The sequence below is a fragment of the Roseibium aggregatum IAM 12614 genome (assembly GCF_000168975.1).
GTDB lineage: Bacteria > Pseudomonadota > Alphaproteobacteria > Rhizobiales > Stappiaceae > Roseibium > Roseibium aggregatum.
Genome location: NZ_AAUW01000002.1, coordinates 299,642 through 313,871 on the forward strand (window position 1 = coordinate 299,642; position 14,230 = coordinate 313,871).

Genomic DNA, 14,230 nt, shown 5'->3' on the forward strand with positions numbered 1-14,230 from the left:
TGACTGACTGGAGGTCATTTTTAGTCAGTCAGAGTCTAACCATAAGATTAGAACGTGCGCTGCATACGAACACCGAAGAGGAGTTCGTCCTGGTCGCCCTGAGTGTCGGTGTCGACGTTTGCGTAACCAACGTCAGCACCCATCACGAAGCCGGAGACCGGCTCCCACTGAACGGAACCGTCGATTGCGTAACGGGTCACGTCGTTCAGGCCAGCGGCGGCGTCGATGTCGGCATAGGAACCGTCAAGCGCGAGGCCGATCGTGGAAGTTGCCTGGATGTAGGCGCCAGCGGACAGCGAGTAACCGGTGGAGGTGTCGCCGCCGTTGTAGTCGGCTACGCCGTCATACGTGGTGATGTAGGACAGAGCGCCGTCAGCGTAGAAGCCCTGGAAGAAGATGTTCGAACCGGAGTTGAGCATCGGCAGGTTGATGGCAGCGCCACCGCCAACTGCCCAACCAAGGGAGTCTTCACCACCATTGTTGGTGCGGTTGGCTGCTGCATCCGGGTAAACCTGGTGCAGAGCACCGGACAGCTGTGCGGAACCCCAACCCTGGGAAACGCCGAGAGCTGCAACGACGTCAGGGGTACGGGTGCCGCCGTAGTTGCCGTATTCACGATCGGAACGGTCTTCCAGAGCGATGGTCGCGGAGAAGCCGTTGCCGAAAGCTGCGGTGTAAGCGATCTGGTTGGTCGTTACGTCGGACCAGTCACGATCGACGACACCGACAAAAGCCTGACCGGTGAAGATGTCGAAGTTCGAGGTCAAACGACCAGCCGTCAGACCGCCCCACTGAATGTAGGCGTTGTCCAGCGTGGTGCTGTTTTCACCGTTGGTAACGGTGGAGTAGATGGACACGTAGGTGCGCAGGGTACCGAATTCGGTTGCTGTGCGAGCGTCCAGGTACAGGTAGCCGCGAGACAGCCAGGAATAACCATCGGAATCGCGGTCACTGAATGCGCCATCTTCCAGAACGTTGTTGACAACGACCTGGGTACGAACACGGCCACCAACGCGCAGGCAGGTTTCGGTGCCCGGGATGTAGTAGAAGCGTGCGCCGTATGCGTCACAAACGCGAACATAGTCGACCGGCTCCGGTGCTACCGGAAGGTCAGCCGCCTGGGCGGTGGTGGCAGCAGCAGCTGCGGCCGCGCCGAGCATCAGACTCTTGAGTTTCATTACATTACTCCAGTTTCAAATTCGGTCGGAAGGCTGAAGGAACGGATTCGAATACTTTGACGCGACCCCTTCAAACTAACCCTTAGACTACCAACAACAAGCATTTACTTGCACCCCGTTGGCCGTCTCCGCATCAAAAAGCCAGTTCCAACGCAGGAATTCAAGTGCGAATTTCCCTCCGGAGAACATTGGAATTTGGAGTCATATTTTTGCAACACATTGAAAATCAGCCATTTTTTACAATTTTTCACTTTTTCATTTTTCCCCTTGAACTCCCCGAACTCCATCCCCATATGGCTTGCCCCACACTACTTTAAATACTTTACGAATATTTAGGTGTTTTTTCTTTGATTTGCTTCATCGGAAATGAAGAAATTCGTGACTACACTGTTCAGTGTACAGATTACAGAGTCAACGCAATCAAGAAAGAAGAAATCATAGAATTGATTTTGTCAGATATTCCTGGGGTTTTTCGGGGCTTTCTGAACAAATCAAAATTTGCGATCAGTATTTCTTGAAAACTACAGTCGGGATTATGCAAAACGAAAACCCTCGGGTTTCCTAAATCAGTGAAAATCTCTCGACAGAATTTTTATTTGATAAAATTGTGATAGCTACTTGAAAACGGAAGTCATTGGGGAAATATATTTGGGACGGATTGCCTGCGCGCGCGGCACCGCCCTGCCCACGCCCCTCTCCAGCCCCCAATTTCGGAAAAGGAAGTCCCATGGCTGAATCAGAAGAAGGCGCGACATACGATTCGCCGAACCTGATGGCACTCACCGCGGGAATCGTTTCCAACTACGTGACGAACAATCCGGTACCGCAACAGGACCTGATCGAACTCATTCTCGATGTCCACGTCGCCCTGGAAACTGCAACCAACAACACACCAACCGTGTTTCGCGCTCCGCTGGTTCCGGCAGTGCCGATAAAGCAGTCTGTCACACCGGAATTCATCGTCTGTCTCGAGGACGGTAAGAAGTTCAAGTTCCTGACGCGTCACCTGAAGACGAAATTCAATCTGACGCCGGCAGAATACCGCCGCAAATGGGGCCTGAGCGCGGATTACCCGATGGTTGCGCCAAACTATGCGCAAAAGCGTGCTGAAATGGCCAAGGCGGCAAAGCTGGGTCACAGGAAACGCTGACGCGTCGACAAGGTTTTGAGGACCGGGTGCGCAATGCTATATTCCCGGAATGGACTTCAGTCAGATGAAACTCAGCCCGCAGGCCCGCAAGGCGATCATGAAAAACGATCCCTCGGCGCAAATGAAGGCCATGGTCGAGCTTGCACCGGGAAAAACCCCCGATGACCTGGCCATGCGCGACACCGGCACAGGCGGTCCGGAACTTTTGTCCTGGAGCCCGAATAGCCGCATGATGACGCTTCTGGTCACCGCTGAAACTCTCAACGCGCTCGCCAAGGATTCCGCTGTCACCTATATCCAGGTCGGCGGAGCGATGCGGCGCTGAGGGCGCCGCATCCTGTTATCAAAACGTCCAGACAATCAGATCACAGCGTCCGTGCGTCCGGGCTGATCCGGATCGCGCAAGAGACGCAGGGCGCGCGCAGCGTTCACCCTGCCGAAACCCCATGCGACGTCGAACCCCGGCGTGCCGTCGGGATTGTCCGACGTGGCCATGAGAATGTTTGCTACCTGAGGCGCTGACAGGGACCGGGCTTCCTGAAACAGCAAGGCGACGATACCGGCAACATGGGGCGCAGCCATGCTGGTGCCGGATTTGGGCACCCGCACCGGATGGACCCCGCCATTGCCATTGCTCCGCCCGCCTTGCGCGCCGGACGCAACGATGTTCGTTCCAGGTGCGGCAACTTCGGGCTTGTACCGGTTGTCCCGTGTCGGACCCCGGCTGGACGAGGCCGCTGGCGCCAGAGAATGGTGGCTGTAATTCGCAACGGCAATCGCCCGCCGTGTTGTCGCCGGCGTGCCAAGCGTGCGGACAGGATCGAAATCGCCTCCCTGGAAAAAGGATTGGTCGGCATAATTATTGTTCTTGTCCCGCAGGTCACGTTCGATCCAGGCATCGAACTGCCCGTTCTCCCCTTCCAGCGCCTCCAGCTTCACGGTCCAGACGCCGGATCTGAGCATGCCGAGTCCGAACGGCGCTTCCAGTTGCATGTAGATCCGCGCTTGCCCGTTCAAACTCGAAAACCGCTCCGAATCGATGAAGACCTCATCTTGAAGCAGGGATTTTCCGGGGTTTACGGGCCCGTATTGTGTCCCGTCCGGTGCAATCAAGGTCACTGCGAACCTGTCGACACTGGAATACCAGATCTCCAGTTCACTCGACGTCCTGTCCGTTCCCGTCTGGGTGACGGAGCCATCGGGCAAAGGCATGCCGCCACCCGTTTTCCAGCGCAGTTCCCGGCTTTCGCCCGTCTTGATTCTCCCTGCCGCATGCCCATGCCAGACGTGCTCGTTGCCCGCCGCGCTCACGAACGCCCGTCCCAACGGCTCCAGAAGCCGGTCGATGGCCCGTTCGACGAGGCTTTCCCCGTCATGGCTACCCCCGTTCTGCCCGAGGCTCATATTGATGACGCAAGGCATGTCGAGCGCATCCGCCTTGCCCATGATGTAGGCGACTGCATCAACGACATGGCTGGAATCGGTGAAGGTATTCGACCCGTCGCGCGTGTCCGGCTGAACGAAAATCAGCGTGGCTTCGGGGGCGGCTCCCAGATGTGTGCCTTCCGCAAAATTATCATCATGCGACCTGCCATTGCCTGCCGCGATGCCGGCAACATGCGTGCCGTGCGAGCCGGCCTCCGCCCTGTGGCGGACAACGCTGAAGGGATCGGTTGCGTTCAGCGCCTGGTTGATCTGGTCGGCCCCATATTCCACCCCATAGGCGAAATCATCCGGTGCACGCTCGCCCTGCCGGGCATCCAGGCGCTGGTCCCAGAGAAAAGCCAGCCGCGTGGTGCCGTCCGGGTTGCGGAAGTCGTCAAGCGTGAAATCCATACCGTAGTCGATGATGCCGACCAGAACGCCTGCGCCCATGCGCCCCGGAACCCCGGAACTGCCCTGATGAACCGTATCGGCCTTCGTTTCGGCAAGGGAACTCTCCAGCATCGGGAACCAGCGCCGTCCGGCCTCAACCGTTTCGACCAGCGGGTGCCCGTTCAGCTCCACCAGGCGGTTCATGGGAAGCGACACGGAATAGATCTTCCCGGCCACATGCACCCAGTTGAAATCGGCAAAAGCCTCTGGGGGATGCTCCGTCTGAAGTTCGACGAGAACGCGCCTGACTTCGCCAAGCGGGGCCGAACCGGCCGAAGCGCTCTCCAGGGATTCGGGAGCGGACGGGGAGACGTCGAGGTTGGTTTCGTCTTCAAATGATTTCAATTCCGCCTCGGCTGCATACCGGCGCAGCCTCGGATCAAGTTTCTTTAATTGCATGGATGCCTCCATCGCAGGAAAAACAAAGTCAGAAAAACCCGGCCAGCATATCACGAAAGGCGAAGTTTTTCGGCCTGCACGTCACGTAGGTCACCTCTTGTGAACCCGGATCGCATTCTCTTCTCGGATGAATGGTCAAACCTGTTTTTCGGGCTTACTCTCACCCCATGGAGGAAACACAACAGCTCAAGACGCAGCTTGATCTGATGCAGGCGGCGCTTGACCATATCAATCAGGGCTTTTCGGCATTCGACGCCGACCTCAGACTTGTCGCGTGGAATCGGGGCTTGTGGGAAATGCTAGATTTTCCTCAGGAGCTGGCCCGGCGCGGCACGCATCTGGAGGCTTTCCTGCGCGTCAATGCCGAGCGCGGCGAATACGGCCCGGGCGATATCGAAGGCAAGATCCAGCGCCGGCTGGAACGGGCGAAGCTGTTCGAGCCGCATTATTTCGAACGCATCCGGCCCAATAGCCAGGTCATCGCCGTTTCGGGCACCCCCCTGCCAAAGGGGGGATTCGTCACCACCTACTCCGACGTCACCGAGGACCGCCGCCGGCAGGAAAAGCTGGAACGCACGGTGGAAGAGCGCACCCGCGCGCTGCAGCAGTCTGAAGACTGGCTTCGGCTGGTAACGGACAACATTCCGGCCCTGATCGCCTACCTGTCCCCCGGACCGGTGTTCCGCTTCGCCAACCGCCGCTATGCCGACTGGTTCGGCCACTCGGTCGCCTCCATCGCCGGCCGCCCGGCTCCGGAAGTGGTTGGCGAGGAGCTTTTCAAGGAGCTGGAGCCGCACATCAACCGCTCCTTCGAAGGCAACGCCGTCAGCTACGAATATCAGCGCAACCGTTCGGACGGCAGCATCGCCTATATGCGCTCGACGCTCATTCCCGACATGACCAAGGACGGCAGGACCCTCGGGATCTTCGTGCTGTCGCTGGATGCCACCGACCAGAAGCAGGCGGAAGCAGCGCTCGTGCAGTCCCAGCGCATGGATGCGGTCGGCAAGCTGACCGGCGGCCTTGCCCACGACTTCAACAACCTTCTCGCCATCCTGATGGGCAACCTTCTGTCCCTCGGGCGAATGGAAACACCGCTCGACCGGGACACGCTCGACAGCAAGCTGTCACCGATGCTTGAGGCGACCAAGCGCGGATCGGACCTGATCCAGCGCCTTCTCGCCTTCAGCCGCGGCAAGGCCATCGATCCGCAGAACGTGTCTCTGGCCAAGGTGATCGCCAGCGCTGGCCGTCTGCTCGAAGGCTCTCTGCCGCCCTCGGTCGACGTTACGATCACCGCTGAGAAGGCTGAAATCGGCGCCTGCATCGACCCGACACAGATGGAAACCGCGCTGATCAACCTGGCCTTCAACGCCCGCGACGCGATGCCGGATGGGGGCGCGCTGACCATTGCACTCGACACCTGTGAGCTGGACGCCCGTGAAGCCGAAGACCTGGGCATTCCATCCGGCAAATTTGCGCGCATTACCGTTGGCGACACCGGCGGCGGCATGGATGCGGAGACGCAATTACGGGTCTTCGAACCCTTTTTCACCACCAAGAACTTCGGCACCGGCAGTGGCCTCGGCCTGTCCATGGTCTATGGGTTCATTCGCCAGTCCGGCGGGGCGATCCACATTTCCAGTGCCCTTGGCGTCGGCACCTATCTGACCCTTTATCTGCCCTACCAGCGCATTGCCGCCTCCAGCGGAGCGGACACGGAGACAGATGAAGCGGCTCCATTGAAGCCTGGCCAGGGCGAACTTCTGCTCCTCGTGGAGGATGATCCGGATGTCGCCAACACGGTGACGGATCAGTTGCAGAACCTCGGCTACGCGGTTCTGAGGGCCGAAAATGCGGAGGATGCGCGCAGCCTGGCCCTGGACCTTCCGGAACTGCGCGCCGTTCTCAGCGACATCATCATGCCAGGACAGATCAACGGTCTGGCCCTGGCACGAGAAATCCAGCAGAAGCGGCAAGACCTCGGCATCGCGCTGATGTCCGGCTATGCCGACTGGTCGGACCTTGCAGGACAGGAAAGCGCCTGCGAATTTCCGGTCTTGGCGAAACCTTTCGCAGATGCTCAACTTGCAGACACGCTGCAGAAGATTCTCTCACCCGCACCAGATTCAGCCTGATGGTTATGCAAAGAGTATTGCTGATGATCCATCCGACCGATTCTGGAAAACCTTTCCCGCTTGCCGGACGCAGTTGCCAGGCAACCGCGCTCAAGCGAACCATCCGATGGATCGAAACCGGCACCCTTTGACCCAGGACACAGGAACGCGCCTTGCAGACACGCTCCCTCCAGGCAGCCAAACGCACAGTTTTCATTGTCGATGACGAACCGGAGATCGGTAACCTGCTTCTGGATGCCCTTCTCCAGTTCGAGATGGAGGGCAAGGTCTTTGCGACGGCCGCGCAGATGCTGACCGCGCTCAGCCTGGAAACGCCGGATGCCTGTATCGTCGACCTTGGATTGCCTGACATGGAGGGCATGGCCCTTATCAACGAGATCAGACGCCGGTCTTCGGTGCCGATCATTGTGCTATCGGCACGCGGGCATTCGACCGACCGTGTCATGGGGCTGGAACTGGGCGCCGATGATTATGTGGTCAAGCCGTTCGACCCGCGCGAAGTGGTGGCCCGCATCCGTTCGATCCTGCGCCGTTCTTCCGACCTGCCCTCGAAAAAGGCGAGCGTCGACTGCGCCAGGTTCGAGGGGTGGAGCTACCAGCCCGCCTCCCATTGCCTGACCTCGCCGGAAGGAGAGGAAACGTTCCTGTCGACCGGTGAGGCCACCTTGCTGGAAGCGCTGCTGAGAGCACCCAAGCGTGTGCTCTCCCGCGATTATCTGCTGGAACATGGCGGCCGCGACGAGAGCCTTGACCGATCGATCGACGTGCGCATTTCGCGCATCCGCAAGAAGCTCAACCGCAAGAACGAACCGGCCCACATCCGAACCATATACGGTTCCGGCTACATGCTTGCCTGCGACGTAAAGTGGAGCTGAGGCGAGGCCCGGTCATTCTGCCTCCATGGCCCCGTTCCACGCCGTGCCCTGCTGAAAATCGACGGCACCAGCATCGTTCCTGAACGGCAAACTCAATTGACGTTATTCAAACAAAAAGCGGGAGGATTTCTCCTCCCGCTTTCCAATCTTTGTCACGTCAGGATCAGAAGCTCAGGCTGATATCCCGGTGGCTGGACAGACATCCGGCAACATCCAGCGCCATGCCCGTCGGCAGACGATCCTGCGCTCTCACACCAATGTTGGACGCCACGACCTCATCGAAGGCATCCAGCTTCGGCAGGATCTCCTCGGCCCCTTTCCGGCGCCAGGCAAGGTCCGCATCGAGCGCCGCAATCGACTTGTCGATTTCCGCAACAGCTTCTTCCGCATTCGGCTCACGACTGCGCATGATCTTGCGGGCTTCGTTCAGGCCATCGCGAATATCGCTCGTGCCCTCCGCTTCGCCGACCCGCGACCGCATGGCCGAAATCGCCTCTTCGGCAGCCTTCGACTCAAGCGTCGGCACCTCGGCCTTCAGGGCTTCCAGTTCCGGCTTGAAGCTTGCGACCAGATCGGCACTCTTGAGGATCGCTTTCAGCTCCACGATCGGCTCATAGGCCTGGTCGACGGTCCGGCGGTAGCTCAACCTGGCGACATCCTCTGCCTTCTGGATCTTGGCGAAGGTTGCGTAGGTGTCCTTCCAGTCGGACGGGATCTGCGCAATCAGGGCATCGTGCCGGGCTTTCAACTCCTCGATACGAGCCTGAGCGCGTTCGCCCTGTGCGGCGGTGTAGATACCGGTCTCACCCGAGCGATCAACGATCACCTGAAGATCGGCGATACGTTCATCAAGTCGAAGGGCATCGCGTTCAATGGCACGAACCTCGGTATGGATCGGCTTGTAGGCCCCCGCCGCGGCCGCAACATCCGCCTCTGCGGCATGGATGGCTTCCATCTGCGGCAAGGCTTCCTTCGCCTTTTCCAGTCCTTCCATGACATCATCGCGCAGATCTTCCGGCAGATAGCTCATGTCAACGGATTCCATCGACTGGATCGCAGACAGGATCTTGTCGCCATTCTGCTGGAAGTCCTCATAGATGAGTGTTTCCATGCAGTACTGCAGCCGCGGGTTCTTCGGCGGCGGGGCTGTCTCGGACAGGAGTGACGAGCGGTTCGGCAGGTAGTTTACCAGCTGCGGGTACAGCCCCACGATGCCAAGCGCCAGCAACTGCAGGCAGATGAATGCAACCACACCCTTGTACATGTCCAGCGTCTTGACGACCGCCGGGGCAACACCGCGCAGATAGAACAGCGCGAAGCCGAAAGGCGGTGTCAGGAACGAGGTCTGGATGTTCAGGCCGATCATCACGCCCAGCCACACGGCGGTGACGTTGGCTTCCGGATCGGCAAGCAGGATCGGGGCAACGATCGGCACCACAACCACGGCAATCTCGATGAAATCGAGGAAGAAGCCGAGGATGAAGATCACCAGCATCACGATCAGGAACTGGGCCCAGAACCCGCCCGGCAGACCCTGCAGGAAGTTCTTGACCAGTTCTTCCCCGCCGAAGGCGCGGAAGGCCGACGTCAGCATGGCGGCACCCAGAAGGATGATGAACACCAGCGCGGTGGTCTTGGCGGTTTCCACCATCACCCCGCGCAGCGTGTTCTCGAACTTCAGCGTGCGCCAACCGGACCACAGGATCGCGATCAGAAGCAGCGAAACGGCGATGATTGCCAGGGTCAGGGCAAGCACATCGTCACTGGTCTGGATCAGCTTGATGTTGACCGAGCCGAAGAAACCGACCACCACGGCCAGGCCGAGCAAGGCCAGAATGGCGATGATCGCCGGGCTGTAGGCCCCGCGCTTGCCGTCCCGAAGGCGGTAGCCGGCCATGACCATCGCGCCAACAGCGCCGATGGCACCGGCCTGGTTCACGGTGGCAACACCGGCGATGATCGAGCCGAGCACCAGGAAGATCAGCGCCAGCGGCGGCACCAGGGTCAGCACCACCTTGCCCGCAAACGCACGGGTAAAGGTGCCTTCTTCATGGACGGCCGGTGCCGACTTCGGGTTCATCAGCGCAAAGCCCAGGATGAACAGCATGTAAAGGCCAACCAGGACGAGCCCTGGCAGGAACGCACCCAGGAACATTTCGCCGGCACTGGTCGAGACCACTGAATAATCCGACGGCATCGAAAGCTCACCGGTGCTCGTCTTGTAAAGCGTCTGGCGCAGCGAGCCAGCCTGATCGACCGCGCTGGCAAGCTGGTCGGCCAGAATGATCAGCACGATGGACGGCGGAATGATCTGCCCCAGCGTACCGGATGCGGCGATGGTGCCGGTTGCCAGCGGCACCGAATACTTGTTGCGCAGCATGGCCGGCAGCGAGATCAGGCCCATGGCAACGACGGTTGCCCCGACGATGCCGGTGGTGGCCGCCAGAAGAGCACCGACGAAAACCACGGAGATACCAAGGCCGCCCGGCACCGGGCCGAACAGCCGGGCCATGGTGACGAGCAGATCTTCGGCGATCTTCGACCGCTGTAGCATGATGCCCATGAACACGAACAGCGGAATGGCGATCAGCGTATCTCGCTCTGCCTCCCAGTAGATTCCCCGGAAGTTGGTCACCCCCGCGCTGAGCCACTGGCTCGGCCCGCCGTGCGAGAAATAGGCGCCGGGATCCCCGGCAAACAGATACCCCGAGCCGGCAGCGATGCCGATGGTCAGGATGGCCGATCCGGGGAGCGCGAAGGCAACCGGGAAACCGGACCCAAGCGCGATCGCCATCAGAACGACGAGGAGAAGAAGGAAAAAGAGTTCCATATCAAGCGGTCTCGTCAGGCTCTATTGAACAGTGTGGCTGTCATGATCCCGGCCGCCCGGTTCGCCGCGAATGTCGGCAACCGCGTCCAGGAAATAGGCCACGAACTGGATCATCATGGAAACGGCGAAGACGCCAAGGAAACCCGCCATGAGATATTTCACGTAAAGACCGAAACCGGCCTGCGTGGTCTCGTAGGTCAGGATCGGGCTGTTGATGATGTTCTGCTTGCCGCCCATGCCGATGACCAGGATGACGGTGCAAAGGCTGATGCCGAGCACGACGGACCCGACGGCATTGACGATGCCCTTGGCCCTCGTCGACATGCCCGCGTAAAGGATGTCGACCCGCACATGACCTTCCTCCAGCAGCGTGTAGGCACTGGCGAACAGAAACAGCGCCGCATACCAGAACCGGACAAGATCGGCGAGAAAGGCCTGCTCGTAGGAGAACACGAAGCGGCCGATCACGATCATCAGTTCGGCCGCAACCACCAGCAGCGCGAGCCAGGTGAAGCCGAGCGTGCGCGTGAAGGCTGCGATCACGAGGGACAGTGCGATCAGCGGCATATGCAGATAAGGACCGCGGAACTGGGACTTGCCGAGATCGTCGGCGAGCGCCTGCCCGACGACATCGGGCAGAAAGCCCTCGATGCGCAGGAACGAGATCGCGCTGTCGACCAGCCCGACGATCAGCACGGCAAAGAAGCAGGCCCTGATCAGATAGGCGTTGATGTTGCTGATGCGGACGCTGTCTTCACGCAGCGTGTTCCCATTCGTCCGCACATAGCCGAAGGCCAGCAGCATCAGCGCCGCATAAAGCGCAAGCTGCACCCAGGACCACAGGATCGGCATGGAGCCGTTGGCCGCGCCGCCGAAGATGGGTGCGATACCTGGAAGGTCTTGCCAGTAGGTCAGGTAGTTGTTGAGCAGATACGCCGTCATGATCGCCAATACGATCCAGCCGCACAGGCGGAAGAAGCGGGCGCTCTCCGGCGAGGCTTGACCACCGGAATTCATAACAGGCGAGCCGTCTTGAACATTGTCCAAGGCCGTCATCGTGGCTGTGCCTTTTTGTCTTTGTCAATGAAGAAGGGACGGGATTTCTCCCGCCCCTTTTTATCGCTCTGCCAGTTACTTCGGAATGCCGAGGTAACGGTTACGCTTGTTGCTGTAGGCGATATCGGCGATTGCCATGTAGCTGCCGATTTCCTGACGCGCGTTGATGACGCTCTCGAAGATCTTCTTGGACAGCGCGGAATGATCCATCGCTTCTTCCAGAACTTCCTGAGCGGCTTCACCGAAGCTGTCGTAGATCTCGTCGGAGAACTCACGAAGTTCGACGCCGTGCTCGTTGATCAGACGGCTCAGGTACTTACCGTTGTTGGCATTGGTTTCAGCCATCGTGTTGGAGTTTTCTTCCGCACACGCTGCAACGATGATCTGCTGATCGACCTTGTCGAGGCCGTCCCAGAATGCCTTGTTCATGCCCAGAGCAAGCATTGCGCCCGGCTCGTGCATGCCCGGATAGTAGTAGTACTTGGCAGCTTCGTAGAACTTCATGAAGTAGTCGTTGAACGGACCAACCCACTCGGTCGCATCGATAGCGCCGGAAACAAGGTTTTCGTAGATCTGGCCGCCCGGCAGGGACACCGGAGACGCGCCGAGTTTCGCCATGACGTCGCCGCCCTGACCCGGAATACGCATCTTCAGACCCTTCAGGTCGTCAGCGGTTTCGATTTCCTTGTTGAACCAGCCGCCCATCTGAACGCCGGTGTTGCCCATGGCGAAGTTCTTCAGGCCGAATTCACCAGCCAGCTCATCCCACAGTTCCTGGCCGCCGCCGTATTTGATCCAGGCGTCCATTTCAGCCTGGGTCAGGCCGAACGGCACGGCAGTGAAGGCTGCCCAGCCCGGATGCTTGCCTTTCCAGTAGTAGTCGGCGCCGATGTAGGCCTGTGCGTTGCCGGAAGCGACTTCGTCGAAGGAGTCAAATGCTCCGACGCGTTCGCCAGCGGCGAAATACTGAACATTGAGGCGGCCTGCGGTCAGCTCTGCAATACGGGCTGCCAGGCGCTGTGCCGGAATGCCGAGACCCGGGAAGTCGCGCGGCCAGGTGGACACGATAACCATTTCCTTGGTGCCCTGCGCGATTGCCGGTGCGGCAAGCAGGGACCCAGCGGCAACACCGCCGGCGCCAATACCAGCCTTTTTGATAAACGAACGACGATCCATTAGTTTCCTCCCTAATCGGACCCGATTTCGGACCGGGTACACACTTGCACCGATCTCGAAGTATGTCTAGTTGACCGAGCGTCTGAAGCGCTATTCGTGGTTCTGCGCAGCTTCTCAGTAATACTACCGAGAACCAAGCAAGAGAGATGATCGTTTGGCGCGCAATCGCGCAATAAGAGAGCAAAATTCGTGACCTTCAAGACCAAATTGCTTCTCATCACGATTCTGCCATTGATAGCCGTCTCCGTCCTGATCGGCGCGGCCACCTACTATCAGTCGCGGGAACTGATCAATACCCAGACGCGGGCGGTGGAACAGCGCATCCTGTCCTACAAGCGTCAGGAAATTCGAAACTACGTCAGTCTTGTCCTCACCTCGATCGAGCAGATCTACAAGGAGGAACCGGGCGGACGGGAAGCCGCGCAGCAAAGGGTCAAGGAGATCCTTCAACATCTGACCTTCGACTATGACGGCTATTTCTTCGTCTACACGCTCGACGGCACCAATCTGGTACACCCCAAACTGCCGAAGCTTGTGGGTGGCAACTGGTGGGATCTTCAGGACGACAACGGCGACTTCGTCATCCGCAACCTGATCGAGGCCGCCAAGAACGGTGGCGGCTTCCATCAGTATGTCTGGCACAAGCCCTCGACAGGCACGGTAGAGGAAAAGCTCGGCTACGCCATTCTGCTCGAAAAGTGGGGCTGGATGCTGGGGACTGGCCTTTACACCGACGATATCGCCCGCGAAGTGACCGCCATCCGCACGGATTTTGCCCGCTCCATCCGCCAGACCCTGTTCGTGACCTTCATGATCACGCTCGCAGCCATCGTCATCGCCGGCTTCCTCATTGCCGGGGTGCGTTTTTCCGAGCAACGTTTTGCCGACAGCAAACTGAAGGAGCTGACCAACCGGATTTTCCAGGTGCAGGAACAGGAGCGCAAGCGTGTGTCCACCGAGCTGCACGACAGTATTTCCCAGCTTCTGGTATCTGTGCGCTATGGTGTGGAAATGATCCACAGCGAGGCCAACCGTGAACCTGAGCTTCAGGCCCAGGCAGCCAAATGCCTGAAGACACTGGATGGAACAATTGCCGAGGTCAGGCGGATATCACGAGATCTCAGACCCAGCGTTCTTGATGACATGGGCCTCGCCGCCGCCCTCGGCAGTCTCGGCAAGGAGTTCCAGAATCAGTCCGGCATCACCGTCAACGTCCAGGCCGAACAATGTCACAGCCGCTTGTCGGAAGGCGCCAAGACTGCGCTCTACCGCGTTGTGCAGGAGTGCATGACAAATGTCGCACGCCACTCCCACGCCAGCGAGGTCGCAATCTCCCTCAAGGTCGGCGTGCAGCAACTCGTCCTCTCGGTTGAGGACAACGGCGTCGGCCTTCCACGACCTTTGCCGAAATCCGGTGGCCTCGGCTTCCGTAACATGCGGGAGCGGATCGAGACCTACGGCGGCCGGTTAACCCTGAGCCGGCGTGCTTCCGGCGGAACCCGTATTAAAGTCCAGATGCCGCTCGACAATGCGGCGGCAAAAGCGGCATGATA

At 59.3% G+C, this 14,230-nt stretch carries 10 protein-coding genes; 5 read left to right on the plus strand and 5 right to left on the minus strand.

From position 1 onward, the window contains the following. Positions 1-47 precede the first annotated feature (47 nt). Positions 48-1,178 carry a porin gene (locus SIAM614_RS03890; protein WP_006932258.1) on the minus strand — a complete coding sequence of 377 codons (1,131 nt, stop codon included), beginning with the start codon at positions 1,176-1,178 and terminating at the stop codon, positions 48-50. A 727-nt stretch (positions 1,179-1,905) separates the two neighbouring features. Between SIAM614_RS03890 and SIAM614_RS03895 the strand changes: the two genes are divergently transcribed. Together SIAM614_RS03895 and SIAM614_RS03900 are read left to right on the plus strand one after the other, a co-directional pair. After that, complete coding sequence (locus SIAM614_RS03895) at positions 1,906-2,328, plus strand: MucR family transcriptional regulator (protein ID WP_006932259.1); 423 nt, start codon at positions 1,906-1,908, stop codon at positions 2,326-2,328. 64 nt (positions 2,329-2,392) lie between these two features. Next, positions 2,393-2,653: a hypothetical protein gene (locus SIAM614_RS03900; RefSeq protein ID WP_157139662.1), complete on the plus strand. Its 261-nt coding sequence runs from the start codon at positions 2,393-2,395 to the stop codon at positions 2,651-2,653. 35 nt (positions 2,654-2,688) lie between these two features. Here the strand turns inward: SIAM614_RS03900 and SIAM614_RS03905 are convergent, their stop codons facing one another. Then, on the minus strand, positions 2,689-4,602 hold the full coding sequence (locus tag SIAM614_RS03905; RefSeq protein WP_157139663.1) for a S8 family peptidase: 1,914 nt from the start codon (positions 4,600-4,602) through the stop codon (positions 2,689-2,691). A 167-nt stretch (positions 4,603-4,769) separates the two neighbouring features. On the opposite strand from SIAM614_RS03905, the gene SIAM614_RS03910 reads away from it, so the two are divergent. Next, positions 4,770-6,740: a PAS-domain containing protein gene (locus SIAM614_RS03910; RefSeq protein ID WP_006932262.1), complete on the plus strand. Its 1,971-nt coding sequence runs from the start codon at positions 4,770-4,772 to the stop codon at positions 6,738-6,740. A gap of 152 nt (positions 6,741-6,892) precedes the next feature. Then, the gene (locus tag SIAM614_RS03915) at positions 6,893-7,615 is read left to right on the plus strand and encodes a response regulator transcription factor (RefSeq protein WP_006932263.1); all 723 of its coding nucleotides are present in this window, start codon (positions 6,893-6,895) and stop codon (positions 7,613-7,615) included. A 163-nt stretch (positions 7,616-7,778) separates the two neighbouring features. Here the strand turns inward: SIAM614_RS03915 and SIAM614_RS03920 are convergent, their stop codons facing one another. From SIAM614_RS03920 to SIAM614_RS03930, 3 genes are all read right to left on the minus strand, one after another. Further along, complete coding sequence (locus tag SIAM614_RS03920) at positions 7,779-10,445, minus strand: TRAP transporter large permease subunit (protein ID WP_006932264.1); 2,667 nt, start codon at positions 10,443-10,445, stop codon at positions 7,779-7,781. Positions 10,446-10,466: 21 nt separating this feature from the next. After that, positions 10,467-11,501 carry a TRAP transporter small permease subunit gene (locus tag SIAM614_RS03925; protein ID WP_006932266.1) on the minus strand — a complete coding sequence of 345 codons (1,035 nt, stop codon included), beginning with the start codon at positions 11,499-11,501 and terminating at the stop codon, positions 10,467-10,469. A gap of 75 nt (positions 11,502-11,576) precedes the next feature. After that, a complete protein-coding gene (locus tag SIAM614_RS03930; protein ID WP_006932267.1) occupies positions 11,577-12,677 on the minus strand; it encodes a TRAP transporter substrate-binding protein in 1,101 nt (366 codons plus the stop codon). A gap of 189 nt (positions 12,678-12,866) precedes the next feature. Here SIAM614_RS03930 and SIAM614_RS03935 point away from each other — a divergent pair, with 189 nt between their 5' ends. Further along, positions 12,867-14,228, plus strand: coding sequence for a cache domain-containing protein (locus SIAM614_RS03935; protein WP_006932268.1), 1,362 nt, complete (start codon positions 12,867-12,869; stop codon positions 14,226-14,228). Positions 14,229-14,230: the final 2 nt, after the last annotated feature.